This window comes from Pseudidiomarina xizangensis (assembly GCF_052541995.1).
Genome location: NZ_JBOBQA010000001.1, coordinates 1,471,411 through 1,497,507, shown reverse-complemented (window position 1 = coordinate 1,497,507; position 26,097 = coordinate 1,471,411). Strand labels below are relative to the sequence as shown.

Annotated in this window: 27 protein-coding genes; 16 read left to right on the top strand and 11 right to left on the bottom strand. The window is 51.1% G+C overall.

The window, feature by feature from the left end:
- Nucleotides 1-133: 133 nt before the first annotated feature.
- The 3 genes from alr to ACQ5ES_RS07250 are packed head-to-tail and all read right to left on the bottom strand — an operon-like array spanning nucleotide 134 to nucleotide 4,222.
- The gene (alr, locus tag ACQ5ES_RS07260) at nucleotides 134-1,237 is read right to left on the bottom strand and encodes an alanine racemase (protein WP_445015259.1); all 1,104 of its coding nucleotides are present in this window, start codon (nucleotides 1,235-1,237) and stop codon (nucleotides 134-136) included.
- 3 nt (nucleotides 1,238-1,240) lie between these two features.
- Nucleotides 1,241-2,827 carry a serine hydrolase gene (locus tag ACQ5ES_RS07255; protein ID WP_445015258.1) on the bottom strand — a complete coding sequence of 529 codons (1,587 nt, stop codon included), beginning with the start codon at nucleotides 2,825-2,827 and terminating at the stop codon, nucleotides 1,241-1,243.
- Between the two features lie 21 nt (nucleotides 2,828-2,848).
- On the bottom strand, nucleotides 2,849-4,222 hold the full coding sequence (locus tag ACQ5ES_RS07250) for a Na+/H+ antiporter NhaC family protein (protein WP_445015257.1): 1,374 nt from the start codon (nucleotides 4,220-4,222) through the stop codon (nucleotides 2,849-2,851).
- A gap of 118 nt (nucleotides 4,223-4,340) precedes the next feature.
- Between ACQ5ES_RS07250 and ACQ5ES_RS07245 the strand changes: the two genes are divergently transcribed.
- Nucleotides 4,341-5,186: a MurR/RpiR family transcriptional regulator gene (locus tag ACQ5ES_RS07245; RefSeq protein WP_445015256.1), complete on the top strand. Its 846-nt coding sequence runs from the start codon at nucleotides 4,341-4,343 to the stop codon at nucleotides 5,184-5,186.
- A gap of 19 nt (nucleotides 5,187-5,205) precedes the next feature.
- Here the strand turns inward: ACQ5ES_RS07245 and dinB are convergent, their stop codons facing one another.
- The gene (gene dinB, locus ACQ5ES_RS07240; protein WP_445015255.1) at nucleotides 5,206-6,288 is read right to left on the bottom strand and encodes a DNA polymerase IV; all 1,083 of its coding nucleotides are present in this window, start codon (nucleotides 6,286-6,288) and stop codon (nucleotides 5,206-5,208) included.
- Between the two features lie 74 nt (nucleotides 6,289-6,362).
- Between dinB and ACQ5ES_RS07235 the strand changes: the two genes are divergently transcribed.
- Nucleotides 6,363-6,812 (top strand): c-type cytochrome, encoded by a 450-nt coding sequence (locus tag ACQ5ES_RS07235; protein ID WP_445015254.1) that lies wholly within the window; start codon nucleotides 6,363-6,365, stop codon nucleotides 6,810-6,812.
- 214 nt (nucleotides 6,813-7,026) lie between these two features.
- Nucleotides 7,027-9,585, top strand: a complete 2,559-nt coding sequence (locus ACQ5ES_RS07230; protein ID WP_445015253.1) for a sensor domain-containing phosphodiesterase — start codon at nucleotides 7,027-7,029, stop codon at nucleotides 9,583-9,585.
- Here ACQ5ES_RS07230 and rep read toward each other — a convergent pair.
- Entirely contained in the window at nucleotides 9,578-11,587 is a 2,010-nt protein-coding gene (gene rep / locus ACQ5ES_RS07225) for a DNA helicase Rep (RefSeq protein WP_445015252.1), read from the bottom strand. The two genes, ACQ5ES_RS07230 and rep, sit on opposite strands and share 8 nt — an antisense overlap.
- Nucleotides 11,588-11,704: 117 nt before the next feature.
- Between rep and ACQ5ES_RS07220 the strand changes: the two genes are divergently transcribed.
- Nucleotides 11,705-11,950, top strand: a complete 246-nt coding sequence (locus ACQ5ES_RS07220; RefSeq protein ID WP_445015251.1) for an accessory factor UbiK family protein — start codon at nucleotides 11,705-11,707, stop codon at nucleotides 11,948-11,950.
- 2 nt (nucleotides 11,951-11,952) lie between these two features.
- On the opposite strand, the gene ACQ5ES_RS07215 is transcribed toward ACQ5ES_RS07220, so the two are convergent.
- Nucleotides 11,953-12,624 carry a hypothetical protein gene (locus ACQ5ES_RS07215; RefSeq protein ID WP_445015250.1) on the bottom strand — a complete coding sequence of 224 codons (672 nt, stop codon included), beginning with the start codon at nucleotides 12,622-12,624 and terminating at the stop codon, nucleotides 11,953-11,955.
- A gap of 92 nt (nucleotides 12,625-12,716) precedes the next feature.
- Here ACQ5ES_RS07215 and ACQ5ES_RS07210 point away from each other — a divergent pair, with 92 nt between their 5' ends.
- Nucleotides 12,717-13,460: a ferredoxin--NADP reductase gene (locus ACQ5ES_RS07210; protein WP_445015249.1), complete on the top strand. Its 744-nt coding sequence runs from the start codon at nucleotides 12,717-12,719 to the stop codon at nucleotides 13,458-13,460.
- Nucleotides 13,461-13,723: 263 nt separating this feature from the next.
- Nucleotides 13,724-15,259 carry a YifB family Mg chelatase-like AAA ATPase gene (locus ACQ5ES_RS07205; RefSeq protein ID WP_445015422.1) on the top strand — a complete coding sequence of 512 codons (1,536 nt, stop codon included), beginning with the start codon at nucleotides 13,724-13,726 and terminating at the stop codon, nucleotides 15,257-15,259.
- Here the strand turns inward: ACQ5ES_RS07205 and ltaE are convergent.
- Nucleotides 15,245-16,258, bottom strand: a complete 1,014-nt coding sequence (ltaE, locus tag ACQ5ES_RS07200; RefSeq protein WP_445015248.1) for a low-specificity L-threonine aldolase — start codon at nucleotides 16,256-16,258, stop codon at nucleotides 15,245-15,247. The genes ACQ5ES_RS07205 and ltaE overlap by 15 nt on opposite strands.
- A 9-nt stretch (nucleotides 16,259-16,267) precedes the next feature.
- Nucleotides 16,268-16,861, bottom strand: coding sequence for a hypothetical protein (locus ACQ5ES_RS07195; protein WP_445015247.1), 594 nt, complete (start codon nucleotides 16,859-16,861; stop codon nucleotides 16,268-16,270).
- Nucleotides 16,862-17,006: 145 nt separating this feature from the next.
- Here ACQ5ES_RS07195 and ACQ5ES_RS07190 point away from each other — a divergent pair, with 145 nt between their 5' ends.
- The 4 genes from ACQ5ES_RS07190 (at nucleotide 17,007) to ACQ5ES_RS07175 (ending at nucleotide 19,900) form a co-directional block, all read left to right on the top strand.
- Nucleotides 17,007-17,978: a PLP-dependent cysteine synthase family protein gene (locus ACQ5ES_RS07190; protein WP_445015246.1), complete on the top strand. Its 972-nt coding sequence runs from the start codon at nucleotides 17,007-17,009 to the stop codon at nucleotides 17,976-17,978.
- Between the two features lie 2 nt (nucleotides 17,979-17,980).
- Complete coding sequence (locus ACQ5ES_RS07185; RefSeq protein ID WP_445015245.1) at nucleotides 17,981-19,144, top strand: cystathionine gamma-synthase; 1,164 nt, start codon at nucleotides 17,981-17,983, stop codon at nucleotides 19,142-19,144.
- 93 nt (nucleotides 19,145-19,237) lie between these two features.
- The gene (locus ACQ5ES_RS07180) at nucleotides 19,238-19,450 is read left to right on the top strand and encodes a hypothetical protein (protein WP_445015244.1); all 213 of its coding nucleotides are present in this window, start codon (nucleotides 19,238-19,240) and stop codon (nucleotides 19,448-19,450) included.
- 18 nt (nucleotides 19,451-19,468) lie between these two features.
- Complete coding sequence (locus ACQ5ES_RS07175; protein ID WP_445015243.1) at nucleotides 19,469-19,900, top strand: VOC family protein; 432 nt, start codon at nucleotides 19,469-19,471, stop codon at nucleotides 19,898-19,900.
- Between the two features lie 13 nt (nucleotides 19,901-19,913).
- On the opposite strand, the gene ACQ5ES_RS07170 is transcribed toward ACQ5ES_RS07175, so the two are convergent.
- Complete coding sequence (locus tag ACQ5ES_RS07170; RefSeq protein ID WP_445015242.1) at nucleotides 19,914-20,834, bottom strand: threonine ammonia-lyase; 921 nt, start codon at nucleotides 20,832-20,834, stop codon at nucleotides 19,914-19,916.
- Between the two features lie 168 nt (nucleotides 20,835-21,002).
- Between ACQ5ES_RS07170 and ACQ5ES_RS07165 the strand changes: the two genes are divergently transcribed.
- Genes ACQ5ES_RS07165 through ACQ5ES_RS07155 form a run of 3 tightly spaced genes read left to right on the top strand, consistent with a single transcriptional unit; the run spans nucleotide 21,003 to nucleotide 22,198 of the window.
- Nucleotides 21,003-21,245, top strand: a complete 243-nt coding sequence (locus ACQ5ES_RS07165; protein WP_445015241.1) for a type II toxin-antitoxin system ParD family antitoxin — start codon at nucleotides 21,003-21,005, stop codon at nucleotides 21,243-21,245.
- Nucleotides 21,238-21,531, top strand: coding sequence for a type II toxin-antitoxin system RelE/ParE family toxin (locus ACQ5ES_RS07160; RefSeq protein ID WP_445015240.1), 294 nt, complete (start codon nucleotides 21,238-21,240; stop codon nucleotides 21,529-21,531). Before ACQ5ES_RS07165 ends, ACQ5ES_RS07160 begins: the two co-directional genes overlap by 8 nt.
- 52 nt (nucleotides 21,532-21,583) lie before the next feature.
- Complete coding sequence (locus tag ACQ5ES_RS07155) at nucleotides 21,584-22,198, top strand: YjaG family protein (RefSeq protein ID WP_445015239.1); 615 nt, start codon at nucleotides 21,584-21,586, stop codon at nucleotides 22,196-22,198.
- On the opposite strand, the gene ACQ5ES_RS07150 is transcribed toward ACQ5ES_RS07155, so the two are convergent.
- Complete coding sequence (locus ACQ5ES_RS07150; RefSeq protein WP_445015238.1) at nucleotides 22,195-22,476, bottom strand: DUF1145 domain-containing protein; 282 nt, start codon at nucleotides 22,474-22,476, stop codon at nucleotides 22,195-22,197. The genes ACQ5ES_RS07155 and ACQ5ES_RS07150 overlap by 4 nt on opposite strands.
- Nucleotides 22,473-23,186 carry a 16S rRNA (guanine(966)-N(2))-methyltransferase RsmD gene (rsmD, locus tag ACQ5ES_RS07145; RefSeq protein ID WP_445015237.1) on the bottom strand — a complete coding sequence of 238 codons (714 nt, stop codon included), beginning with the start codon at nucleotides 23,184-23,186 and terminating at the stop codon, nucleotides 22,473-22,475. The genes ACQ5ES_RS07150 and rsmD overlap by 4 nt, the downstream gene beginning before the upstream one ends.
- A gap of 41 nt (nucleotides 23,187-23,227) precedes the next feature.
- On the opposite strand from rsmD, the gene ftsY reads away from it, so the two are divergent.
- From ftsY to ftsX, 3 genes are read left to right on the top strand one after another with little or no spacing between them, the layout of a single operon-like run.
- Nucleotides 23,228-24,445, top strand: a complete 1,218-nt coding sequence (gene ftsY, locus ACQ5ES_RS07140; RefSeq protein ID WP_445015236.1) for a signal recognition particle-docking protein FtsY — start codon at nucleotides 23,228-23,230, stop codon at nucleotides 24,443-24,445.
- Nucleotides 24,442-25,119, top strand: coding sequence for a cell division ATP-binding protein FtsE (gene ftsE / locus ACQ5ES_RS07135; RefSeq protein ID WP_445015235.1), 678 nt, complete (start codon nucleotides 24,442-24,444; stop codon nucleotides 25,117-25,119). The genes ftsY and ftsE overlap by 4 nt, the downstream gene beginning before the upstream one ends.
- The gene (ftsX, locus tag ACQ5ES_RS07130; RefSeq protein WP_445015234.1) at nucleotides 25,116-26,096 is read left to right on the top strand and encodes a permease-like cell division protein FtsX; all 981 of its coding nucleotides are present in this window, start codon (nucleotides 25,116-25,118) and stop codon (nucleotides 26,094-26,096) included. The genes ftsE and ftsX overlap by 4 nt, the downstream gene beginning before the upstream one ends.
- The last annotated feature ends 1 nt before the right edge of the window (nucleotide 26,097 follow it).

The window sequence follows — 26,097 nt, the reverse complement described above, 5'->3', positions numbered from 1 at the left end:
CTTTAAACCTGAGCCCAGACAACAAAACAGGGATCTGCGGTCCTCGTCGTGGTTAGTTTCTCCAAGCTAACATAACGCAAACTAAAGAGAAGATGATTCTCATCATAATTTTGTGAGGTTTGTTCTTACGGAGTTACTTGAAATGACGTGGCACCCGTGAGCTTACGCGACACAATAGCTCATAACTGATCGTTCCAACCGCTTCGGCAACCTCATTAACAGCCAAATTGGGGCCCCAAAGCTCGGCTTCATCACCCACGTTAACGCACTCAAGTTCAGTAACATCTACCGTTAGCATATCCATTGATACAGTACCGGCTAATGGCACGCGCTGGCCGTTGAGCCAAATCGGTGTGCCGTTGGGCGCATGGCGCGGGTAACCATCGGCGTAGCCAATCGCCAAAGTGGCGATGCGACTGTTCCGTTGCGCCTGCCAACGACTGCCGTAACCGACGCGTTCTCCCTGGTTGATCTCACGTAGCGCAATGACTTCGGTAACGAGTCGCATGGCGGGTTGTAATCGAACTTGTGTCGGTTGATCGGTAGGGTCAACGCCAAACAGCATAATACCCGTACGACACCACCGATTGCTGCCGGTCCCCACATCTATTGTGCTACTTAACAATGCTGCGGTGTTGGCAACACTTAATGCTTCCGTAGGTGCTGTCTCAGCACAAACTTGAGCAAATACTTCACGTTGATGATCATTTAGGAAATGGTGGGAAACGTCGGCATTAGCAAAGTGGCTCATGAGCGTGACACTGGCGACATTAGCGCTGGTATCAAGCTGCGCTCTTGCTGCGGGAATTTGATCAGGTGGCAAGCCGAGACGGTGCATACCTGTATCGCACTTCAACCAAACAGCAATGGGTTTGACCAACCGTGCCGCGACAATCGCATCAAGTTGGTGTTGCTGGTGTACCACCGGTTGTAAATCGTAATGGGCGCAGATAGGCAACTCTGCGGCCGAAAAACAACCCTCTAGCAGCACAATAGGCTGCAAGAAACCAGCATCACGCAGACGCAACGCTTCATCAATAAACGCCACGGCAAAGGCATCGACGCTGTCGCTAATGGCCTGGGCAACGTGCTCGGCACTATGCCCATACCCGTCAGCTTTAATTACCCCTAACAGGCGGCAATCAGCGGCATGTTGACGGGCAACTTCGGCATTGTGGCGGAGTGCGGTACTATCGATCTCGGCCCGCGTCGGTCGAAAATGTAAGCCATTACTCATGAATTAGTGCTTCGTAAAGTTAAGGTCTTCAAAGTCAAAACTGAAGTCCGCAGCGGGATCGATCGGTGCCAGTTGCATGCCAAGAATTTCCCCTTGCATGGTGGTGGTAAACCGCACATACGCATCGGCGTGGTGGGTTCGGTCGTCCCAACGCGCCGCAAAGGTGTCGCCTTTAATGTGGAAGAGCTCGCCAACCATCCGCGCCGAGCGGTGTGAACGCCAACGCAACTGTCCATCGTTCCAGCTGACGGTAACTTTGCCAAACCATGGGTCGACGTATTCGCCGACGACTCGCGCCGCCACTGCTGGCGTGACTGCTTGAGTTTCCGGCTCGTCGAATGACGCAGCGCGTCGGGCGTTGGCGTGTTGCCGCCACTCTTGCACTTTGGCAATCCAGTCTTGCTCGGGACTGTCGGTGTAGGCTTTCATCATGGTGCGCATCATCGCCGTGCGCGCATCGCTATGGGCGCGGTTCATTAACACCATAAAACCGACATCGAGTTCCGGAAAGAACGACAGGTAAGCATTCATACCATGTAAGGTGCCGGTGTGGTGCACGCGTAATAGACCATCAACATCGTGCATTCGCCAGCCGAGTCCATAAGCGGCAAAGTGGGTGTTATCCCAGTCATACGCACGGGAGCCGACGTTCATAATGGTTTGAGGTGACCAAAGTTCGGCATGTTGTTGAGCACTGATCAACTGGTGTTGTTGGCCATCACTGTCGGTGTAAGTGCCGCGCGCGAGATGCATCTTCATCCACTTGGCCATCGCCTGGATGCTGCAGCGAATGCCACCAGCTGGCGCCGACGTCAGGTAATCATCGGCAAAATCACGACGCACAACGGTCGGTTGGTCATCGATAATCCCGTGCGGTTGGGCAATGTACTTTTTATATTGCTCAGGTACGGGTCCTGCAAAGCAGTATTCCATACCGAGAGGGCGCATCAGATTTTCTTCGACAAAGGTCTCCCAGCGCTGTCCGGTGATGCGCTCGGTTAATTCGCCAGCAAGCACGTACAAAATATTGTCATAGGCGTACTGCGTGCGAAAACCACGCGTCATGGGTAAATATTGTAAGCCATGAAGGATGTCGGCGCGGGTAAAATCGTTGGGTGTGGGCCAGAACATCAGATCACCAGCACCTAAGTTCAAACCACTTTTGTGAATGAGTAAATCACGAACCTTGAAGTTGCGGGTTATCCAAGGGTCTTGCACACGAAACTCCGGAATATAATCGATGACTGGGTCGTCCCAATTGAGTTTCCCTTGATCGACCAGCAACGCCAAGGCCGCGGTTGTGAAGTTTTTTGTCACCGAGGCGATTTTAAACAAGCTGCGGGTAGAAACCTCTGCGGGCTCATTTAATTCTTGCACACCATAACCCTTGGCAAACGCCACCTGATCACCTTCGACAATAGCGATGGCCATGCCAGGCACGTCGTAGAGATCACGGATTTGTGCCACCGTAGCATCAAGTTTGACGCTGCTGATTTGACTGGGTTCGGCGTTAGCGGTGGCACTAAAAGCTAGTGTAACTGCTGCTGCTAGCCCGGCCACTGGCCGGGTAAGATCGTGTAGTTTGCGCATAATACTAGTTCACCCTCTAGGTTAAATCATGATCAGACTGGTGATGACGTAAAGTACCAGTGTGATCGCGCCACCGGTAAGCGCGTAAGGCAACTGGGTGCGCACGTGCTCGAGCAAGTCGCAGCCTGAGGCCAACGCGGATACCGCCGTGGTATCAGAAATTGGTGAGCAGTGGTCACCAAATACCCCGCCGCCTAATACCGCTGCGAGTAATAATGGTGCGGGTAGATCCAAGGCAATAATCATTGGCGCAGCGATTGGGATCAAAATCGCGAAGGTTCCCCAAGAGGTTCCCGTGGTAAATGAAATCAAGGCACCCGCAATAAATAGCATCGGCGCAATTAAGAACAACGGCAGGAATTCACCAACCAAACCAGCTAAGAAAATACCCGTGCCAAGTTCACGTAAGCTGGCACCTAAAGCCAACGAGAGCAATACGATGCTCACCAATGGCAGCAATTCGCCCATGCCTTTAAAGCCAATATCAACCAGTTGTTGATGGCTCTTACGACGACTGATGACGAGCATGAAATAGGCCACGACACAGGCCAGTACCGTTGCATAAAGTACTGATTTCGACCCATCACCTTGAGTAATGTCACCACCACCGGTGCCAAACATAAAGGCCACCATACCGACGACCATCACTGTCAAAGGCACCAACATGTAACGAGCTTTACTGTTACTTGGCACATGTTCAGGTATATCTTTGTGCTCTACTGGGCGCTCTTCAACTTTCTTCAGCGGGCCAAACACACGGCCGCTAATAGCGGTGTAAAAGACGATGACCAGAGTTACCAGGGCATAAAAGTTGAAAGGGATGGTACTCCACAACGTAGCGACGCTGGACCCAGGCAAATCTTGCTGATCAAGCATACCCAATACATACGCACCCCAGCCGTTGAGCAGAATCAAAATACAGATCGGCGCACTGGTGCTATCGATAAGGTAAGCGAGGCGCGCCCGACTCATGCCGAGTTTTTCGAACAGCCCACGGGAAAGAATACCGGCGGTCAGCACACTTAGGTTAGATTCGATAAAAACGAAGATACCGGTGAAAACTGTCATTAGGCTGGCGCTTCGTTTGGTCGTGCCGAGCCCGCGGGCGAGTAAGGCTTCAACGGTTGCAGCGACCCCCCCTGATTCGCGGATGTAGGCCAATAGTGAGCCAACCATCAAACTGAATATAAGGATTCGCGTGTTGCCAGGTGAGCCAAATACGGAAATAATGCGCTCAATGGTTGCGACGAAGGTATAAACCAGTGGCTCGCCACCTTGCCAGGTAAGTAGAAGTTCTGAAGTGACGATGGCAAGGAGTAGGGCAACAATGACTTCCTTGCGCCAGAACACCACGATAATGGCCACTAGCGGCGGTAATACGGACATCCAGCTCATAAATGAGACCTTGTTTGTGTTGTTGTTGGCGGATTTTTGACGACCATATTGCCAACCAGTAATAAATTATTCAATATGGGAGTCCAACTTTCATAGATTATGAAGAAATACAGCGCCTATGTCCTGTTTATTAAAAATACGCGCAATGCGCGAAGATATGTCGTTAATTGAGCGAAAGCTTGCTGACTTTATCTTAGAGAATACCCATTTGTTACGTGATTATTCATCGCAACAACTGGCCGATGCGATTGGGGTGAGCCAATCCAGTGTGGTTAAGTTTAGTCAAAAGCTCGGCTACCGGGGCTATCCCGATTTAAAATTTGCCGTCAATGAAGCCGTGGTGTCCGCGTCCAGCCAGGCACGAACTCAAGCCAGCCACCCCTCGCAGGAACGATCTATTGCAGCAACCTTTGCTGAACTGCGCGATGGGCAATATGCAGTCATGCAAGGCGTTGCCGACATCAACGAAGTTGACAAACTGCAGCAGGCGTTGCATTTATTAACCGTGGCAGACACCATTCAGGTGGTAGGTTTTGGCAAGTCGGCCATTGTCGCGAAAGATTTTGTGTTGCGGTTAATGCAGATAGGCAAAGTCACCCTCAGTAGCACCGACCCAGCGTTACAGGTTCAGATGGCGACGACACTTAGCGAAGGAAATGTGCTTTTCGCGATCAGTGATGGCGGACACAATAGCGATATTCTAAAAATCGTCCGCCAAGCCAAAAGCAAGTCCGCTAAAGTCATTTCACTGACGCGCTATGGTAATAATCCCACCAGCGTTTTGGCAGATATAAGTTTATTCGCTTTGGGCGGAGACACGCATGTTCGCACCGATAGTGTGTTGATGCAGCTGGGGATGCAGCATCTTTGTCACATGCTCTACGTGCAGCTTTGTCAGTCATTGAAAGTAGATTCACTGATCGAAGAGAGTATGAATTCGCATAACTTACTCGACAACAAATAGAAGTATTTCTTGTCTGAAGTTAATCGAGTTCAAGCTCAAGTTGCAGCTGTTCGTCGGGGTCGGGTAGCGCAACGCTTAGGCCAACGAGGCGTACACCGCGCTGTTCGCGACGATCCCAGGCATCACGTAAAAGTTGATAAAACAAACTAGGCGAAACCGTTTTTGCGGTTCGTGAGACCGTTGTTTGCTGAAAGTCGCTAAACTTTAATTTTACCGTTTGGTTTTTGATCTGAGTGTCTTGCCAACGACTTTGGCCCAAACGTTTTTTTAATTGCGGCAGTAGCACTTCGTCGAGGAACTGTTCGACCTGGCGTAAATGCTGCAAATCATGCCGTAGGGTTTCTTCGCAGCCGACACTTTTTCGAATGCGCTCGGTGACTACAGGTCTGAGATCGATACCGTTGCAGCGTTGCTGCAGTAACCAACCGGCTTTGTCACCCAGTAGGCGTTGCAAGCGCTCAAGTGCAGCTTGTTGAATATCTTTGCCGGTATAAAAACCGGCATGTTGCAGGCGTTCCAGGCTTTTCGGGCCGACGCCTGGGATGCGTTTCAGGCTGAGTTGCGCAATATAAGCGACGACATCGTCTGGCGGCACTACAAACTGACCGTCCGGCTTTTGCTCCTCGCTGGCGATTTTGGCGACCATCTTTTGACAACTAATTCCCGCCGAGGCTGTCAAGCCAAGTTTACGCAGCTCGTCGCGAACTGCGTGCATGGTCAATGAGGCGCTGCCGTGGAATTGCAGATTGTCGGTGAGATCAAGATAAAACTCATCTATTGAGGCCGGTTCAACCCGGTCTGTGACCTTTTGTAGTACCGCCAGAACTTGTTTGGATAATTCCCGGTAATAGCGATGATCTGGGCTGACGAAATGTAAGTGCGGGCACAGACGTCGGGCATGCGTGCCAGACATGGCGCTGCGCACGCCGTATTGCCGGGCAAGATAATTGGCCGTGGCAACTACTCCACGCTCGCTACCACCCCCGACTGCGAAGGGTCGTTCACGTAAGCTCGGGTCCCGCAGAACTTCGGCGCTAGCAAAGAAAGCGTCGAGATCCAGAAGGGCAATTTTGCGCGTATTAGGCGGTGATTGTGGCGACATAAAACGAAATGTTTAACCTTGGACGGAATCTGGCTATAATCGCAACAACTTTGTGAGCGTGCAAGCTCAACTAAATGAAACAGGAGTTCACTGTGAATGTATTGAAAGTTGTAAAATCTGGCCGTTTATTTGCTGCCGCATTGGCCTTCGTGGTTGGTAGCGCAAGCGCTAACATGCTGCCACAAGACACGAGTGAAGACATCGCCAAGCGCATTGCACCGGTCGGTCAAGTACGCACTGGCAGTGCTGATGCGCCAGATGCTGGTGACAGTGGCAGTGCTGCAGCCCGCTCAGGTGAAGTTGTATACAATCAATTCTGCGCCGCTTGCCACACCAGCGGGGTGCTGGGTTCGCCAAAAATGAACAACGCTGCAGACTGGGAACCGCGCCTTGCACAGGGTATGGACACAGTGCTGAAGCACGCAATTGAAGGTTACAATGCCATGCCACCCAAGGGCACCTGTGGCGATTGTAGCGATGCAGAGATTCAAGCGGCAATTGATTACATGATCGCAGACATATAAGTCACAAAGTGATTGAATCGAATGACAAAAACCGCTAAGGCGGTTTTTTTGTGCGTTTAAATTGATGAAAAATCGAGCAAAGGCCTTTCTTGTATGGAAATGTAAAGATATAATCAACTTCAAGGTTGGTCACGAAAGTACTTACATAAAAGCAATAAACGCCTAAAAAATAAACAACTAGAGCTTTTCAGAGCCGATGCCTAACGAAAACCAGTTGTCTACAGACTCCCGTGACATTGCGCGTTTGCGTAAGGCGGTCGTACGTCTAAAAAGCATTGCTTGGAAATATCGCCAGTCTGAAGTTGTACAAAAAGCCCTGTTCCGCATTTCTGAACTCGCTTCCTCAGCCCGCGACATGTCAGAATTTTATCCCGCACTACATGCCATTATTGATGAATTGATGATGGCGAAGAACTTCTTTGTTTGTCTTTTCGATGATACTAACGACATGGTTAAGTTCGTCTACTTCGTCGATGAATACGATGATGTGCCGAGTAACGAACAATTTCCCGCAGAGGTATTGCGCCAGGGCCTGACTGGCTATGTGATGCGAAACTCGAGAGCGTTTTTGCTGAACGAGGAAGATTTCAAAGCTTTAGTTGAAGCAGGCGACATCCGCGACTTAGGGTCACCTCCGGTAGATTGGTTGGGTGTGCCGTTACGTAGCGGCGAACGCGTGATTGGTGCCATGGTGGTGCAAAGTTATACGGAAGATGTCGGTTACACCCGCGCGGACAAAGAACTTTTCATGTTCGTTTCGCAGCATATTGTTAATGCGCTCGAGCGGATCCGTCAGCGTGAATTTATGCGCGAAGAAATTGCTCGGCAAACGGCAAGCCTGCGTGATATTAACGCCGACCTTGAAGAGCAAATCGTCGAACGTAAGCGAGCGGAAAAGCTGTCTGCGGTGTTGTATGCGATTTCTGAGTTGACCAATACTTCCGAGAGTATGGCGAACTTCTTTAAGCAGTTGCATCGGCAGATTGGTTTGTTAATGAATAATGATAACTTCTGCGTTGCACTACTCGACGACGAACGTAAACATATTCGCTTCCCTTATTACGTCGATGAACGCGATACTCAGCTGGTCGACCGCCGCCCGCTCGGCAAAGGTTTGACTGAGTACGTTATTGCAACGAGAAAGCCGGTTTACATTGACGAGCCGGCATACGAGCAACTGGTCAAACAGGGTAAAGTTGAAGGTCCGACAAAATACTACGGCACTCGTCCGACGCAGTGGCTAGGTTCACCCTTACTGGTTGATGATAAAGTCATTGGTGTTTTATCGGTACAAACCTACAACAAAGAAGTTAGTTATAAGCATGACGATTTAGAGTTGTTGAACTTTGTTTCGCAGCATGTGGCCGTGGCTATTGAAAGGCGACGTAATGCCGATGAAGTTCGGCGGGTAAACGCCTTCCTGGAGAAAAAAGTCGCCGAACGGACCGAAGAGTTGGTGAACGAAATTGAGCGCCGTAAAAAAATTGAAGAAAAGTTATTTTATGATGCTCATCACGACGCCCTGACGGGACTGCCGAACCGTTCTATGTTTACCGAGCGGCTACAGCAAGCTCTGAACCAAAAACGCCGGTTTCCAAGCCACAATTTTGCGGTATTGTTCGTTGATCTTGATCGTTTTAAAGATATTAACGATTCCTTAGGCCACTCGGCTGGCGATGAGTTTTTGCTTGAAGCCAGTCGTCGTATCGGTGAGTGTGTGCGTGACAATGACACAGTCGCGCGTCTGGGCGGTGATGAGTTCGTTATACTACTCAACCTAGTGCGGCATATTGACGACGCCAAAGATGTTGCGTCGCGCATTATCGAACACATGCGGCAGCCGTTCGTGTTTGGTGAAACAGAGCATTATTCGGGGGCTAGCGTTGGTATCGCCGAATGCAAGTCACGCAATGATACCGCCGAGCGGTTGCTGCGCGATGCCGATGCTGCCATGTACCAAGCGAAAAGCATGGGCCGCGGACGTTATGTGGTATTTGACGAAAGTATCCACAAAGACCTGGTGGCATCGTTGCATCGTGAAGCGGAATTGCGTCATGCACAATTCGATCAGGACTTTGTGTTGCAACAGTTTGATTTAGTCGCTCTGGAAGATGGTAAGCCGCAGGCACGTGAAGTTCTGGTGCGGTGGCAGCGTGGTGATCAGTTGTTGACTGCACAGAGTTTCCTCAATGTGGCCGAAAAAACCGGCATGATTTTGTCACTCGATCATTGGATGCTGACTCGGTGCTGCGAAATACTTAGTGAACGAAAAGCAGATGTACCGATTTATATCAGCCTATCCACTAAGCATCTGTATAAATTGGCTGATGTGAAAGCCTTGCTCGAGATTATTAAAAACGCTGGCGTATCACCAAAGCGTTTGGTGTTTGAATTTAGTGAAACAGAACTTAGCGACAACTCCAAGCGCCAGTTGGCTGCATTAAAAACTCTGGCAGATGCGGGCGTTGGCTTGGCATTAAATGAATTTGGTCGCAGCTCTGGTGCACTGCAGTATTTGCTCAACTATCCTTTTACTCACGTTAAATTAGACCCTCGTTTCGTCAGTGAAACGGTAAATAATGAGCGCGCAGGTGTAATGGTTCGCAATGTGGTGAAGCTGTGTAACGAGTTGGCGATTACTATTGCTGCGGCGGGTATCGACACCCCAGAGCAACTGCAAGCCTTGCGAGAAGCTGGTGTGCAGATTGGTGTCGGTAAACAGCTTGGCGAACCGGTTTGGCTGCACAGTAAAGAAAAGCAAGAAGTTATTTAAGCGCGTTGCGTAACATCGATAGTCCATCGTTGCGCGACTCTTCTTCGCGCTCAGGTGTTACTGGCGTTTTTCCTTCCCATTCTATATCGTCCTGAGGCAACTCAAATAGGAATCTGCTCGGTTCCGGCCGCAGGATATCGCCATACTGGCGGCGTTCTTTTGCCATAGTAAAAATCAGTGACTGCTGGGCGCGAGTAATACCAACGTACGCCAGGCGCCGTTCTTCCTCGACCATATTGTCGTCAACGCTCGACTGGTGCGGTAATAACCCTTCTTCCATGCCGACCAAAAACACATGAGGAAACTCAAGGCCTTTCGAGGCGTGCAGGGTCATAAGTTGCACTTGGTCGCCAAACTCTTCTTCTTCATGACGTGACATCAAATCACGTAAGCACAACTTGGCAACGGCTTGTTCAAAGTTTAACGGCTCATGGTCCTCGTCACCTTTGAGCATCTCTCCGACCCAGCGCAGTAATTCGTTGATATTTTTATAACGCATCTCCGCAGCACTTTGGCTTGGACTCGCCTCGTACAGCCACTCTTCGTACCCTACATCTTTAATCAAATGGTAAAGCGCGGCCATCACCTCAGTGGTGTCTTCGCAGCGTCGTGCGGTTTTGCTGATTAAATGGGTGAACAACTGCACTGACTGATACTCACGGCTACCCAGACGCGTTTTCAGCGCCTGATGTTGCGCAGCTTCAAGTAAGCTGGTGTGCAGTTCATGAGACAGTTCGCCGATACGTTCGACGGTATGAGGGCCAATGCCGCGCTTCGGCACATTGACGATGCGAATAAAGGCAGTGTCGTCCGTCGGGTTCATCAACAGGCGTAGATACGCCATGATATCTTTGACTTCGGCGCGGGCAAAAAAGCTTTGGCCGCCGGTCATACGATAGGGAATGCGATTGGTCAGTAGCGCTTTTTCAAAAATCCTGGACTGATGGTTGCCACGATACAGCACCGCAAAATGCGAGTAGGGAGTGCGTTCCAAAAAGCGGCGCCGGACAATTTCGGCGACCACGCGCTCGGCTTCATGTTCTTCATTACGACCATAAATGACCCGCAATGGGACGCCATACTCCATCTCGGAGAATAACTTCTTCTCAAAGACGTGGGGATTGTTCTCAATGAGAATATTCGCCGACTTAAGAATGCGACCATGCGAACGGTAGTTTTGCTCGAGCTTGATCACCTGCAAGGTAGAGAAATCTTTTTGCAGCAGTGCCAGATTTTGTGGCTGCGCACCACGCCAGGAGTAAATCGATTGGTCGTCATCGCCAACCACGGTGAAACGCGCGCGCGCACCCACCAGGAGTTTTACCAGCTGGTATTGCGAGGTATTGGTATCCTGATATTCATCGACTAATAAATATTGAAATTTCTTCTGCCAGCGTTCGCGCACTGATTCATTGCTGGCTAACAGTTGGGTAGGTAACAGAATCAGATCGTCAAAGTCGAGGGCGTTGCAGGCGCGCATATTCTGCTGATAGCGGCGGTAAAACTCGGCGAACTCTTGCTCGTCAGGGGTCTGCGCGTGGGACAGTGCTTGTTGCGGCGACCACATGGCATTTTTCCAGCTGCCGATTTGGCTTTGCAGGCGCTTTAGGCTGTCTTTATCACTATCTAATTCAGGCTCGGTTAGTGCTTTTAGCAGGGCAAAGCTGTCCTGGTCGTCAAACAATGAAAAGCCGGGTTTCAAGCCAAGCTGTTGCACCTCTTTACGGATAATACTCAGTCCGAGAGTATGGAAGGTGGACACCGTCAAACCACGAATCTGTTGCCGCCCCAACGTTTTGCTGATGCGCTCTTTCATCTCGCGCGCAGCCTTGTTGGTAAAGGTTACGGCAGCGATGTGGCGCGCCTGGTACTGGCAACGGGTAATCAAGTAAGCAATTTTTTCGGTGATCACCCGGGTTTTTCCGCTGCCCGCACCGGCGAGCACCAGCACAGGACCGCTGATGGCTTCGACCGCTTCTTGTTGGCGAGGGTTTAACTGCATGATGGTCCTGTAAAATTACGGAAAAATGGCGCTGCATCAGCGAACTGAACAGCAGATTTTACGGTAAACTCCTGCTAAGCTAAAAGACTATTCCCTAATTCGCCCAAGGAGTTTTAAATGGACGCGAAGAAAATTGAAGATATCGCGAAACAAATCAATGATAGCATTCCTGCTGGCATGAAAGATTTTGCCGGCAGTATGGAGCAGCGCATCAAACAAATTCTACAGCAACAGCTGAGCAAGCTTGACGTTGTCACCCATGAAGAATTTGACGTCCAACAACAACTTTTGCTGCGTTTACGCCAACGTGTCGAAGAACTGGAAAAACAAGTTCACATCATGCAACAAAACAAAGACGTTTAAGTTTAGCGGCAGGTCACCCAGTTGGCATTAAGATCGATGGCCACAGGCGCCTCCGATAGTTTTGCTGCCGCTGTTTGTAACTGGTTACGGTAGCGAGCAAAGCTCAATTCATTGTCGAGCAAACGGTTAACGTCACGCTCAATAAAGTAGGCCAGCCTACCCACGGCATATAATCCGGATGAGTTATCAGCTCGGAGCAGCGCCGTGGCATTGCTGCTCAGCGCATCAGCACAGCAGTCCTGAACCGCATTACGCAGATTGCGAATCATGGAATCCGGCACTTTCATCTCTTTTGGATTAGAGCTGAAGCGGCGTAACCCCTCTATTTGTTCATAGGCGTGAACGGTGTGCTCAAGTACCTCATGAATTTTAGTAATGGAATCACGTGCCAGATGGTAATTAAGCGCTGTCATTAGTTGTTGACCGTGCTTAGTCTCGTCCGGACGCAGAACCTCGTCTTGTTGCAACGTTCGCCAGCGTTCATTTAGAAAACGAAGCTGTTTGGAATCTGGTTGATTAACATCGAACTGGGCTAAACTGGTGGCAAAATCGCAAACCTGCGGTTTTGAATACCTGTGCACCGGTGTTGATTCCTGTGGTGCTGCTATGCGTTCACCGCAACCGCCTACGGCAAGCAGAGTGAACAGTATCAGAAGGTAGAATTTGCCGAACATGACCTAGCCCTATATTTCAGAAACGCGTACTCTATCAGTAAAGCTAGCATAAAGTTAGTGACATCAATTTATTAATTTGGAAGGTGGTACCCATGGCACAGTGGATGACTGGCGAAGTTATCGAGAATCATGCGTGGAACAATGAGTTATTCAGCTTACGAGTGCGGGTACCTAAGCCGTTTGAGTTTATCGCAGGACAGTTTGTTCGACTTGGACTGCAAGAGAGTGAGCAACGCTTTCAGCGCGCCTATTCACTGGTTAATGGCCCGGATGATCCGATCCTCGACTTTCTCGTGAACCGCGTGCCCGATGGTGACTTTTCACCGCGCTTGCATGACCTACGCGCCGGGCAGTCGATTGAAGTCAGTCAACCACCAAGTGGCTTTTTTACCCTGAACGAAGTGCCGGAAGGGGAGAGTCTTTGGCTGATTTCTACGGGTACCGGCATTGGGCCTTATCTGTCTATGCTGACGACCACTATCCCATACCAGCGTTTTGCCCGGATCCATTTGATTCATGCGGTGCGCTATGAGGCTGACTTAGCCTATCAACAACAAATTTTAGATTGGGTTGCTGAACACCCGGGGCAACTTAGCTACCAACCGATCGTCAGTCGTGAAGATGCCACTGGCGCATTACGCGGGCGTATTCCTACTCTAATCGTTGACGGCCAGCTGGAAGCTGCCCTGGGCGATGAGCTAAACGAAAATGCGCAGATCATGTTATGCGGCAACCCCGAGATGATCCGCGACGCCAAGCAAGTCCTCGCCGACAAAGGTCTGCCGAAAAACCTGCGCCGCAAACCGGGCAACGTGACCGTTGAACAGTACTGGTAGTGTTGATACTTTTTGCTGTCGATGGAGTCAATTATGAATCAACTACTTAACAGGAATCGGCCGCACGCAGTCACGGGTTCGGGGAGGGTACATATGACGCCCCTCCCTACCCAGATAGTCCGATTTTAGCGATTTACAAACCAAACGACGATAGCGTACAGCTAAATCAGTCGCTCTGATGACGTTTCATTCGAGATACCTCGTTATACTTGTTTGATGGAGTGTGCCTGCGGGCGACGGTCAAAGGAGTGACGATGGGATCGATTAGTTTGGCGCGGGTGTTTACCCGGGCATTGTATGGCATGGAAGCACCGTTGGTGACGGTCGAAGTGTGTTTGGCGGCGGGGCTGCCCGCTTTTACGGTCGTTGGAATGCCGCAGGCGGGTGTGCGGGAGGCGCGCGACCGGGTGCGCTCAGCGATTCAGGCAAGCGAGTTTAACTTTCCCCGGGGCAGCAAAATCACCGTCAATTTAGCACCTGCCGATTTGCCAAAGCATGGCGCGCGTTACGATCTGGCTATTGCAATGGGTATTCTCGCTGCCGATGGCCAGTTAAGCGAGAGTTCGGTGGTATCCCGGGAGTTTTACGGTGAGCTGACGCTAAATGGAGAATTGCGCGGGGTAGAGGGTATGTTGCCGGCGTTACTGGCGTGTCGGCGTGAAGGCCGGGAGGCGGTAATTCCGCTAGATAACCTGGCAGAGGCACAGGTCATTCGTGAGCAGCAGTGTGTGGTGGGCGAGAGTCTGCGTGATGTGGTCGAACATTTGTCGGGGCCTCATCGACTGCCACCGGTGAAGCCGATTGCCAAGACCAGCTATGTTTATCCGGGGGGTGATCTTGCTGATGTGATAGGTCAGGAGCAAGCCAAGCGTGCCCTGGTGCTGGCCGCTATGGGCGGCCACCATTTGCTGTTTGTCGGGCCACCGGGCACCGGTAAAACCATGCTGGCCCAACGGTTGCTTGGACTGTTGCCACCGTTAAGCGACGAGGAAGGCTTGGAAGTTGCTGCAGTACGCAGTGTAGCGGGCTACGAACACCGCGCCGCAACCCCACAGAGTTGGCTGCAACGAAGTATGCGGGCGCCGCACCATTCCTGCTCGGCGGCGGCCTTAGTGGGCGGTGGCTCACCGCCGCAGCCGGGCGAAATTTCATTGGCTCATAAGGCTTTGTTGTTCTTAGATGAGCTACCTGAATTTTCCCGGCATGTACTGGACTCGCTGCGTGAACCCCTGGAGTCCGGTCAGGTTTCAATTAGTCGCGCGGGTTATCAAGCGAAGTTTCCGGCGCGGTTTCAGTTAGTGTGTGCGTTGAATCCGTCCCCGTGCGGACATTTTGACGGCACCCTGGCGAGTGCGCGCGCCAGCCCTGATCAGATCACCCGTTATCTGGGTAAACTTTCAGGCCCGCTGTTAGATCGGATTGATATGCAGGTCTCGGTGCCACGACAACCCGCTGTATTGCAACAACAGCATCAGCAACAGGAGCCGCAAACGCCATTGTTGCGCGAACAGGTCGAGGCGGTTCGCGGGTTGCAGTTGAAACGTCAAAAGTGCCTGAACTCTGAGCTGGAAACCGCGCAACTTGCCGATGTTTGTCGGCTAAGTGACGAAGACCACGGTTTTTTGGTCTCCGCCATCGAGCGCTTTAACTTATCGCACCGCGCTTATCATCGGGTATTAAGGCTTGCCCGCACCATAGCCGACGCGGCAGGCGCTGAGCACATCAGCAAAACCCACCTCGCCGAAGCCTTAAGCTACCGGGCTCTGGACCGCCTGCTGCAGCAGTTACAGGACCTTTAACGCGTTCGCGAAGCTGCTGACGATTTGGTCGATAGTAGTGGCCGGAATACCAAGGTGGGTCACCAATCGCATGCGTTGCGATGTGCCAACGATGATGTCGTGCTTGCGTAAGTACTCACTTACTTTTTTGGCGTGGTCAGCTGAAGAAAAGTTGACGTAGACCATATTGGTTTGCGCCGGCTCAACGTCGAGGCCGTCGAGCTGACTTAGGCCCGCGGCCAGTTTTTTCGCATTGGCGTGGTCTTCGGCGAGACGCTCGATATGATGATCCAAGGCATAATCCATGGCAGCGGCCACAATTCCGGCCTGGCGCATACCGCCACCAAGCATTTTGCGCCACCGGTGAGCGCGGGCAATAAATGCGCGATCGCCAACCAGCACCGAGCCAATGGGTGTGCCCAGACCTTTGGAAAAGCAAATTGAAACGCTGTCAAATGGCGCTGCTAACTCAGCCAGTGAAGAGCCACTGGCTACCGCAGCATTAGCGATACGAGCGCCATCTAAGTGCAATTTCAGACCGTGCTTATCAACCAGTTTTCGCGCACGTTCCATGTACGCTTGCGGAATAAGTTTTCCGGTATGGGTGTTTTCCAGCGCGAGCAACCTCGTGATAGGGAAGTGTGGGTCGTCCGGCTTGATGCGCTGCTCGACCGCCGCGAGATCTAAGGTACCGTCGGCTTCGACTTCGAAGGGTTGTGGCACGATACCGCCAAGCACGGCAGCACCGCCGGCTTCATAACGGTAGGTATGGTATTCCTGGCCGACCAGATATTCTTCACCGCGCTGACAATGACTCAGCAACGCCAGCAGGTTAGTTTGGGTGCCACTGCTGGCAATTAGGGCGGCTTCTTTGCCGGTCATAGCGGCGACGCGTTCCTGTAGGGCATTAATGGTCGGGTCGTCGCCGAACACATCATCCCCGACCGGCGCAGCAGCCATAGCATCACGCATGGCGGCGGTAGGTTGAGTCACGGTATCACTGCGTAAATCGAGTACCACGTTGCGCTCCTATTCAGTATAACCCCAAGCCGCAGGCGGCTCAGCGACGGGTTGTGATAAATCGACGGCCACCACAAATTCACGGCCAGGGCGGGTGAGTTCGTAATACATGGTTTCGCCTTCGAAAGAGATGATCCAGGTATTGGTGGTGGAGACGTCCAGTCCGTTCTCGACAAACAACGCTTTACTGGCATCGTCTACGGGAAACGCTTGCATATCAGCACTGCCAATAGCAACGGTGTGCCCGCCATAGGGGGACACCGCATCCGGAGTGCCATCTTCATGCAAATGAATGTGCTGGAAGTCGATGCCATCGGTGGTTCGGGTCAATACCCAGGTGCGCGAGCGATCGTCACCGACGTGCAACGGCATGCGGAGAACGTTCGCTTCGCAATCACGGATGTGGACCACGAGATCCTGCTGCCAGGTTTCGCTCGGTTGATTATCCGCAACGACTTCAGCGGCGTAAGCGTTGCCGCAATAGGGGGTGAATTTAGCCATAAAGGCGTCCTGCGGATCCGCAGCCTGGGGCTGACAAGCGGCGATCCCGATCACGCTACCAAGAATGATCAATGGACGGAGGAAATGTGATGAAGTTGACATGCATCTACCCTAATCAATTAGTGTGTGCTCCTAATGTGCCATAAGTTATGCGAAAAAGCATGATGAAAGAAAAGGTACAAATTGGCATCATCAGGGTGCATCGTGCGATAATACGGTAACTTTAAGAGTGAATGGAAACCACAACATGCGAGTTTATCAAAACGTACTGGAAATGATTGGCAACACGCCAATGGTCAAGGTCAGCCATATCGATACTGGCCCGTGTGAGTTGTATTTAAAATTAGAGAACCTTAACCCGGGTGGCTCGATTAAGGATCGTATTGCGGTAAGTATGATCGAAGCTGCGGAACAATCTGGCCAACTTAAGCCAGGCATGACCATTATTGAAGCGACTGCCGGTAATACCGGTTTGGGTCTGGCGTTGGTTGCGGCGAGCAAGGGTTACCCATTAAAAATCGTTATGCCTGACAAGATGTCGGCAGAGAAGGTAAACAACCTCAAGGCGATGGGCGCAGAAGTACAACGTACCCGCTCAGATGTACAAAAAGGTCATCCGGAATATTATCAGGATGTCGCTGCGCGTCTGGCACAAGAGCATGGCTATTTTTATGTGAATCAGTTTGCTAATGAAGCCAATGTTACCTCGCATTACGAAACCACCGGTCCGGAAATCTGGAATCAGATGGAAGGCGACCTGGACGCTTTCGTTTGTGGTGTAGGCTCTGGCGGTACCTTGACCGGTGTTGGTCGTTATTTACGCGAGCAGAATACAGACATTGATTTGGTTCTGGCAGATCCTGAAGGTTCAATTCTTGAACCGTTGGTGAATCGCAACGAGAATGTTGAAGCGGGCAGCTGGCTGGCGGAAGGTATCGGCGAAGATTTTATTCCGGATATCTGCGATATTAAGCTTGCCAACAAAGCCTATGCCGTGAGCGACAAAGACGCCTTTCGTACGGCGCGTGAGGTACTGGTAAAAGAAGGGGTTATGGTTGGCTCGTCGAGCGGCACCCTGATTACTGCTGCGCTACGTTATTGCCGCGAGCAAACCGAGCCGAAACGTGTTGTAACCTTAGCCTGTGACACCGGTAATCGTTACCTTTCGAAACTATACAATGATGAGTGGATGGCCGCTCAAAATCTGCTGGAGGAGTAAGCATGGCGGACGCCAAGAAGATGAAATTTGCAACCAAAAGTATTCACGGCGGACAAGCCCCTGAGCCAGTAACTGGTGCCGTGATGCCACCAATTTTTACCAGCTCTACCTATATTCAGGAAAGTCCGGGTGTGCATAAGGGGTTTGAATACTCGCGCTCACACAATCCAACGCGATTCGCTTGGGAACGTGCTGTGGCAAGCCTGGAAAATGGTAGCCACGGCTTCGCCTTTGGTTCGGGCATGGCAGCCACTTCGACCATTATGGAAATCCTTAATAGTGGTGACCATGTGGTGGCGATGGATGACCTTTACGGCGGTACCTTCCGCTTATTCGATAAGGTTCGCGGACGCTCTGCAGGACTAGAATTCTCTTACGTTGATCTCAGCGATATGAGTGCAGTGGAAGCTGCAATCACTGATAAGACACGGATGATTTGGGTCGAAACACCAAGCAATCCGATGTTGAAATTGGTGGATATCGAAGCCATCGTAAACATCGCAAAACAACACAACATCATTGTGGTGGTGGACAATACCTTTGCGACGCCTTACAACCAGCTACCGCTCGATCTGGGTGCGGACATTGTGATGCATTCAGCTACCAAATATTTGAATGGCCATTCCGACATGGTTGGTGGTATCGCGGTGGTGGGTGATAACGCAGAGCTGGCGGAGCAAATGGCGTTTTTACAAAATTCTGTAGGTGCTGTGGCAGGGCCTTTTGACAGCTACCTGGCATTGCGTGGCCTGAAAACCTTAGCCTTACGGATGAAGCAGCACAATGAAGCGGCACTGACCATCGCCAAATGGCTTGAACAGCATCCTGAAGTGGAAAAAGTCATCCACCCGGGACTGGCGAGTCACCCGCAGCATGAACTGGCGAAAAAGCAGATGTCTGGCTTTGGCGGGATGATCTCAATCCTGTTGAAAGGCGACATTGAAAAAGCGCGTCGCTTCCTCGAAAAAGTCGAGATTTTTGCTCTTGCGGAAAGTCTGGGTGGGGTTGAAAGCCTGATTGAACATCCGGCAATTATGACCCATGCATCGATTCCAAAAGAGAACCGCGAAAAACTCGGTATTCTGGATAATTTCGTGCGAATTTCGGTCGGTATTGAAGACGTTGATGACTTGATCGATGACCTCGATCAGGCGCTAACTGATTGATAATACAAGCGCATTTACATTCTTTTACAATTGAATAAAGTTACGGTAGGCTTACTCAACAATTATTAGAAACACAAAAACAAGGGTTATCTTATGCCTCTTAGCCTGTTTTTATTACAAGGTTTAGTGGCGGCATTGTTGTTTTATGTGCTGGTCGGGCAACATCATCGTCAGCCATTGTGGAGTATGCTTGCCGTACTAATTTGCGGAATGATTCCGCCGGTCAATTGGGCTGTATTACTGGTTGCTGTTGGTGTCCGAATGTGGCGACGTGCAGCACCACTTATGTCTTCGATTAAAAACTAATTTGAGTACCTGTACCCCATGAGCTCCGATTCTGCTGTACGTCCGTTTCACCTAGCCATTCCTGTCGATAATATCGCCCGTGCGCGTGAGTTTTATGGTGACGTACTTGGTTGTAGCGAAGGGCGTAGTGCTGAAGAATGGGTGGACTGGAATTTTTACGGGCATCAGCTGGTCACCCACCTGGCGCCCGAACAGACGGGTGTTGCGCACCATAACCCAGTCGACGGCCATGCTGTTCCAGTCCCGCATTTTGGTGTAGTTTTAACCATGGAAATCTGGCGTGAACTAGCCGACCGTGTTGCCGCGAAGGGCATTCAATTCGTCATCGAACCTCATGTGCGCTTCGCTGGCAAGTCTGGTGAGCAGGCGACAATGTTTTTTTACGATTACAGCGACAATGCGCTTGAATTTAAAGCATTTAAGGACTTGTCGCAGCTGTTTGCTTCCTGAAACAGCGAGAGCCTCATTCGCTAGACGGGACGTTGCCGCCAGTGATGATGACACCCACATGTTTTTCGGTAAAGATTTCGGGATAGCGCTTAAGTGCAGCGATGGTCGTCGCCGATGAAGGCTCTATCCACATTCCCGTGCATTCTTTAAGCAGCTGCTGGGCGGCTTCAACTTCTTGATCCGAAACCAGTACGACATCCGTGACTTTTTCCTGCAGTATTGCAAAGGTGTGTTTGCCGAGGCTGGTTAACAGGCCGTCGCAAATGCTTTTCGGTGGCATTGCCGGTTGAATTTCACCAAGCTCCAGTGATTTTTTACCATCGGCAGCGAGCTCCGGCTCGACGCCATAGCAAAAGGCGTCGAAATGCTCTGCCACAATGCAACTGCCGCTTAACAGACCACCACCGCCAAGCGGAGTGACAATACCCCATAAACGTGGATGGGCCTCGAGCAACTCTAAAGCCGCGGTACCTTGTCCGGCAATAATGTCTGGATGATCATAGGGCGGAATGATGATGGCACCTTGTGCGAGTTGCTCAGCTAAAAAAGCCTCACGCGCCTCCATGCCTGGTTCAATAGGTATGATCTTTGCGCCATAACGCATCATATTTGTGCGTTTTAACGACGAAGCATTGCTGGCGACACCGACGGTCACTTCAATACCGAGCATTTTGCCGGCACAGGCAAGGGCGGCGCCATGATTGCCGGAAGATACGGTGACCACACCTTGTGAACGCTGCTCAGGAGCGAGCTGTAATAACGCACTGCAGGCACCGCGAAATTTAAAGGCACCGCTTTTTTGCAGGTTTTCGCATTTTAAATACACCCGGCAGCCCAATGCGGCATCAAGTTCATCCGATCGCTTTACTGGGGTGCGCAACGCCCGAGCGGCTATCCGGTCGGCGGCTGCGGCAATAGCTTGAAAAGTTATCATGATTGGTTAACTACGCTGTTGTTGAATCGAATAGAGCGCTTTTCGTGCGCTAATTTTCGTTATCAGAGTACATGGAATTTAGCGGCAGTACTACGGCGTAATTTTGGCACAAACCGTAACCACTGCTATACTTGTGTGAACTATTCATACAGGTTCTTGGAGACTCAGATGTCACGAACAACCAGTGTTACAATTGGCTCACAATTGGACGAGTTCGTTGGCGAGCTTATAGCATCCGGTCGATATGAGTCGACCAGCGAAGTTGTTCGTTCGGCCTTGCGCTTGTTGGAATTGCAGGAGAAGCAAGCGGCTGCGCTTAGGGCAGCAGTGCAAGCCGGCGAGGAAAGCGGTGAAAGCCTTCTGGAGTTGCATGAGATCGCGCAAGAGGTGAAGCGAGCACCGAGTGTATAAGCTCTCCAATTTGGCTGCTAAAGACTTTGCTGCTATTTACGCCTACACACTAAAACATTTTGGTAGCAAGAAAGCAGATAGGTATTTGCACGATCTCGATAGCGTATTGCGGCTGCTGGCCGAAGCGCCCTTAATTGGGCGTGAGTGTGCGGAGCTTGGTGAAGAAATACGGCGACATAATCATCAGAAACATGCAATTTTCTATCGCCAACGGACAAGTGATATTTTTGTCGTTCGTCTCTTACATCAGCAGATGGAACCGTTGAAACACTTTTGGGGAAATTAGGATTTATGGTGTTACCATGAGCGAATAACGAATAACGACCTATGGATTCTAAATGCTAACTACTTTTCAGCGCTTCCGCGAACTTGATTTTGCTTACCAGGTATTGGCTGCGCTTTATCTGTGCGAGCGCATGTACCCGAACTATGAACTCTTTCATCAGGTTACTGGTTTCGGTGATCCGAAACCGCTGCGCGGCGCCTTGAATGCGTGTTGGGATTGGAGTTGGCAGGGCAAGAAAGTGAAGGTTAACTTCGCGCGTTGGCAAGAGAAAGTTGATGATGTGACCCCCAGTGAGCATGGGCATGACATGCTCGGGGTTTATCCAGCTATGGATGCCTGCACCGCGATCAGTATTATGTTGGAAGGTTTTCTCGATTCCAGCGCGGCGGATCTGGTCAGCGTGGCCAAGGTTTCACAGGCTGGAGTGGCCAAGTTCCTGGAACTCACCGAAGGCGCTGAGCTTGATGCTGAAGGGCGTCAGCAACTGGTGCGCGAACACGAGCTCGCGGTTTATGAAATTGATGTGCAGCAAGCCTTGCTGGATTTTCTTGAGGCGATGCAACGCTCAGGGGATAAACCGACGCAATTGATGGTGCGCCAGTTACAAGAAATGGTCGTGACCGAAGGCATTAGCAACATCGGTATGGAACGCGACAGCGAGAGTTAGTCTTGCTGTTTTCGGCGTGGCTGCGCTTGCACAATGGCGAGCCAGCCAACCACGCCAAACAAGAAAATCTGCCAAAAATCACCGCGACGCCACTGAATGTGTTCCCGATAGACGGTAGTGAACATCAATAGCTGCAACAAATGCAGCGCTACTAACACCAACAGTAAGATCAGAAACAGCGGGAAGCCTTTGCCCGGAAACGGCCAAATAATATTGGCCAACATTGCACCCCAAATGACAGCAAACACTAGCCGGCCTACCCATACTAAAGCGTTCATGCGCGTTCCTCTTCATTTGCCACAGTGAATAAACGATAACAGACTTGTCCTGCAGTTTTTTCGCGTTCTAGTTGCCAGTTATCGGGGACCTCGAGCGGCCATTCCTTTTCGGTTTCCAGATAAACCAAGCTTCCCTCATGAAGCAACTGCTGCTGTTGCAGTAACTGGCACGCGGGAGTAGCGAGACCGCTGCGAAAGGGTGGGTCGACAAAGACAATATCAAATGCCGGTACGCTTGCGGTTGCTAGCCATTTTAGGGCATCGGCGTGAACACTCGTTGCGTGGCCATGGCACTGCTCGTTTAACAGCTTGGCATGTTGTGCCAGCATCCCAGCAGCAACTTTATTCTGCTCCACCAGTGTGACTTCGCTGGCGCCGCGTGAGAGCGCCTCAAGCCCCAGCGCACCGGTGCCGGCGAACAGATCGAGACAGCGTTGCTGGGGCAATTCAAATTGCAGCCAGTTAAACACCGTTTCACGCACCCGATCCGTGGTGGGGCGCAACCCTTGCACGTCTGCGACAGCCAGTTTGCGGCCACGCAAAGCACCGCCGATGATGCGTAGTTGACCACTGCCCGTGCGGCCCGAATTTTTCTGCTTGTTTGGGGTGCGACGCATGCTAAAGTAGCCCTCGGATTGACTGATTTCGCGCAGTGATTGACGCTGGCGGGAGATGCCGTACGCCAGCGTACGTGCTAAACTGCTCGCCATTGTAAACTGAGTCGCAGCGAACTTCCAAAGGTAAACAAGGCATGGGTAAAGGATCATTTTTTTCGCGGTTTCTGAAAAAGAAAGAAGATCAGCAGGACGAGCAACAACCAGAGCAGGACAAGCAACAGCAGCACGCCGAGGAATTTACGCCCGAGCAACAGGAGGCAACGCCCTCTGTCGCAGAGATTGTAGCGCCAGACGCTGCTGAAATCTGTGCGCAAGTCACCGCTGAAAGCCGCGCTCCAGAGCCTGAAGCAGAGCCCGAACCAGAAGCAGAGCCCGAACCAGAATCTGCACCTACCAAAGAGCAGTCGAAGCCGAGCTTGTGGCAGCGCTTAACGACGGGCCTGAAAAAAACCTCAACCGCCATCGGTGATGGCCTGTGGGGTATATTTAAAGATAAAAAAATCGATGATGAGCTGTTCGAAGAGCTGGAAACTCAGCTGCTCACTGCGGATATCGGTGTACCAACCACCATGCGCATCGTCGAACGTTTGACCGAACAAGCCGATCGACGTCAGCTAAAAGATGCCGAGACCTTATACCAATTATTGCAAGACGATATGGTCGAAATATTACAGGAAGTGGAGCAGCCGCTGACTATCCCGGAGCAGCAGCAAGGTCCTTATGTGATTCTGATGGTGGGAGTAAATGGCGTCGGGAAAACCACTACCATCGGTAAGCTCGCTCAACAATTGCGCCGTGAAGGAAAATCAGTGATGCTTGCGGCCGGCGATACCTTCCGTGCCGCCGCCGTTGAACAGTTACAAGTATGGGGAGAGCGCAACGCGATACCAGTTATTGCTCAACATACTGGTGCCGATAGTGCCTCGGTTATCTATGATGCGGTGGCCGCGGCGCAAGCACGCAAGGTCGATGTGCTGATTGCTGATACTGCCGGACGATTGCAAAATAAAGCGCACTTAATGGACGAACTGAAAAAAGTCGTGCGGGTGATGAAGAAACTCGATGTGGATGCGCCGCATGAAGTGATGTTGACCCTTGACGCCGGAACTGGGCAAAATGCTATTAGTCAGGCAAAGCTATTTACCGAGGCCGTGGGCGTAACAGGTATCACCCTAACCAAGCTCGATGGTACGGCGAAAGGTGGCGTGATTTTCGCAATTGCAGATCAGTTTAAATTGCCGATTCGTTTTATTGGTGTAGGTGAAGGTATTGATGATTTACGACCTTTCGCCGCAAAACCTTTTGTCCAGGCACTGTTTCAGCGTGCCATTGAGGAACCGCAGCAGCAATGATCAAATTTGAGCAAGTCAGCAAAGTCTACCCAGGGGGCTTTCAAGCTCTGAAGAATGTCAGCTTTCACGTAGAACCCGGGGAAATGGCATTTTTGACCGGCCACTCGGGCGCGGGTAAAAGTACGGTGCTGAAGCTCATTAGTATGATGGAGCGGCCGACGGCCGGACGGGTGATGATCAATGGGCATGATCTGAAGCGCATTGAGCGCAAGCAAATAGCCTATGCGCGACGTGATATTGGGATGATTTTCCAGGATCACCGTTTATTGATGGACCGTACGGTGTTCGATAATGTCGCCCTGCCGTTGATGATCGAAGGCTACAGTCTGGCCGAGGCGCGCAAGCGTGTGCACGCAGCGCTCGAAAAAGTAGGCCTGTCCGATAAAGTGCGACATTATCCACAAATGTTGTCTGGTGGTGAACAGCAGCGAGTTGGGATTGCCCGTGCAGTGGTCAACAAACCACCATTACTGCTTGCTGATGAACCAACGGGTAACCTGGATCCCAAGCTCTCCTCGGAAATCATTAAATTGTTCGAAGATTTTAATCGCGTCGGGGTATCGGTTCTTATTGCCACCCACGATTTAGGCCTCATCGCTCGCTTGCGCTATCGCACCTTGTCGTTGAAAGATGGCCGCATGATCAACGATGGTCTTAGCGAGGAGGCGCTATGAGTGTGCTCTTTCGATCGCGTCAGCAGGGGGCGAAACAGGTCAAGATTTCCGGTTTGCGACGTTTTTTTATGTTCTGGGTACACCATGCGCAGCAATGTATTGGTAGTCTTGGAGAGTTAGCACGCTATCCATTTGCATCTTTGATGACCATGGCAGTATTGGGACTGAGCCTAACCTTACCGGCGACCCTTTATGTGGTCGTGAAAAATACCGATAGCATTGGCGCGAACTGGCAGCAAGCATCTGAAATTACGCTGTTCTTACGGCAGGGACTCAGTCAGCAAGAGGTGCAAACCTTTACTAAACGTACCCAACTTGCTGAAGCAGTGGACAGTGTTCGTCTTATCGATAAGGAACAAGGTCTGGCTGAATTTCGGAAGCGTTCAGGATTTGGTGAAGCGCTTGATACCCTGACCGATAACCCATTACCAAACGTATTAATTGTGGTGCCGCGCGAAAGTCATCGCACGCCAGCTGCGGCTGAGGAATTAGTGCGCAAACTAAGCACAGAACGCGAAGTTGAACAAGCACGTCTGGATCTGGGTTGGTTACAGCGTTTTCAGGCGATGGTGAACTTGGTTCGTGACGGTTTTCTTGCGCTGGCTTTGCTGTTGTGCATCGCTGTGGTGCTGATCGTGGGCAATACGATTCGGCTTAACATCAGCAGTAAACGCGACGAAATTATGGTGATGAAATTGGTGGGAGCCACCGATGCCTATATTCAACGGCCATTTTTGTATACCGGTATCTGGTACGGTTTGGTGGGCGGTATCATTACCTGGTTAGCGACCGGTGCTTTGTTATGGTGGCTAAGCGGGGCGGTGCGAGATATCGCTGATCTTTATGATAGCCAATTTCGTTTAACGGGGTTGAACCTGACCGAAATGGGCGTCGTATGGGGCTTAGCTATTGGACTTGGACTAGTGGGTTCGTACATCGCGGTAAGAAAACACGTTAGTGCTATTGAACCGCGTTGAT

Bases quoted from the DNA above. Each gene is read 5' to 3' on its own strand.
- ftsY (WP_445015236.1), top strand. From the start codon at position 23,228: ATGGGTAAAGGATCATTTTTTTCGCGGTTTCTGAAAAAGAAAGAAGAT.
- ACQ5ES_RS07220 (WP_445015251.1), top strand. From the start codon at position 11,705: ATGGACGCGAAGAAAATTGAAGATATCGCGAAACAAATCAATGATAGC.
- ACQ5ES_RS07155 (WP_445015239.1), top strand. From the start codon at position 21,584: ATGCTAACTACTTTTCAGCGCTTCCGCGAACTTGATTTTGCTTACCAG.
- ACQ5ES_RS07215 (WP_445015250.1), bottom strand. From the start codon at position 12,624: ATGTTCGGCAAATTCTACCTTCTGATACTGTTCACTCTGCTTGCCGTA.
- ACQ5ES_RS07235 (WP_445015254.1), top strand. From the start codon at position 6,363: ATGAAACAGGAGTTCACTGTGAATGTATTGAAAGTTGTAAAATCTGGC.
- dinB (WP_445015255.1), bottom strand. From the start codon at position 6,288: ATGTCGCCACAATCACCGCCTAATACGCGCAAAATTGCCCTTCTGGAT.
- ACQ5ES_RS07250 (WP_445015257.1), bottom strand. From the start codon at position 4,222: ATGAGCTGGATGTCCGTATTACCGCCGCTAGTGGCCATTATCGTGGTG.
- ACQ5ES_RS07170 (WP_445015242.1), bottom strand. From the start codon at position 20,834: ATGATAACTTTTCAAGCTATTGCCGCAGCCGCCGACCGGATAGCCGCT.
- ACQ5ES_RS07210 (WP_445015249.1), top strand. From the start codon at position 12,717: ATGGCACAGTGGATGACTGGCGAAGTTATCGAGAATCATGCGTGGAAC.
- rsmD (WP_445015237.1), bottom strand. From the start codon at position 23,186: ATGGCGAGCAGTTTAGCACGTACGCTGGCGTACGGCATCTCCCGCCAG.
- ACQ5ES_RS07185 (WP_445015245.1), top strand. From the start codon at position 17,981: ATGGCGGACGCCAAGAAGATGAAATTTGCAACCAAAAGTATTCACGGC.
- ACQ5ES_RS07195 (WP_445015247.1), bottom strand. From the start codon at position 16,861: ATGTCAACTTCATCACATTTCCTCCGTCCATTGATCATTCTTGGTAGC.
- ACQ5ES_RS07150 (WP_445015238.1), bottom strand. From the start codon at position 22,476: ATGAACGCTTTAGTATGGGTAGGCCGGCTAGTGTTTGCTGTCATTTGG.
- alr (WP_445015259.1), bottom strand. From the start codon at position 1,237: ATGAGTAATGGCTTACATTTTCGACCGACGCGGGCCGAGATCGATAGT.
- ftsX (WP_445015234.1), top strand. From the start codon at position 25,116: ATGAGTGTGCTCTTTCGATCGCGTCAGCAGGGGGCGAAACAGGTCAAG.
- ACQ5ES_RS07245 (WP_445015256.1), top strand. From the start codon at position 4,341: ATGTCCTGTTTATTAAAAATACGCGCAATGCGCGAAGATATGTCGTTA.
- rep (WP_445015252.1), bottom strand. From the start codon at position 11,587: ATGCAGTTAAACCCTCGCCAACAAGAAGCGGTCGAAGCCATCAGCGGT.
- ftsE (WP_445015235.1), top strand. From the start codon at position 24,442: ATGATCAAATTTGAGCAAGTCAGCAAAGTCTACCCAGGGGGCTTTCAA.
- ACQ5ES_RS07180 (WP_445015244.1), top strand. From the start codon at position 19,238: ATGCCTCTTAGCCTGTTTTTATTACAAGGTTTAGTGGCGGCATTGTTG.
- ACQ5ES_RS07175 (WP_445015243.1), top strand. From the start codon at position 19,469: ATGAGCTCCGATTCTGCTGTACGTCCGTTTCACCTAGCCATTCCTGTC.
- ACQ5ES_RS07255 (WP_445015258.1), bottom strand. From the start codon at position 2,827: ATGCGCAAACTACACGATCTTACCCGGCCAGTGGCCGGGCTAGCAGCA.
- ACQ5ES_RS07165 (WP_445015241.1), top strand. From the start codon at position 21,003: ATGTCACGAACAACCAGTGTTACAATTGGCTCACAATTGGACGAGTTC.
- ACQ5ES_RS07190 (WP_445015246.1), top strand. From the start codon at position 17,007: ATGCGAGTTTATCAAAACGTACTGGAAATGATTGGCAACACGCCAATG.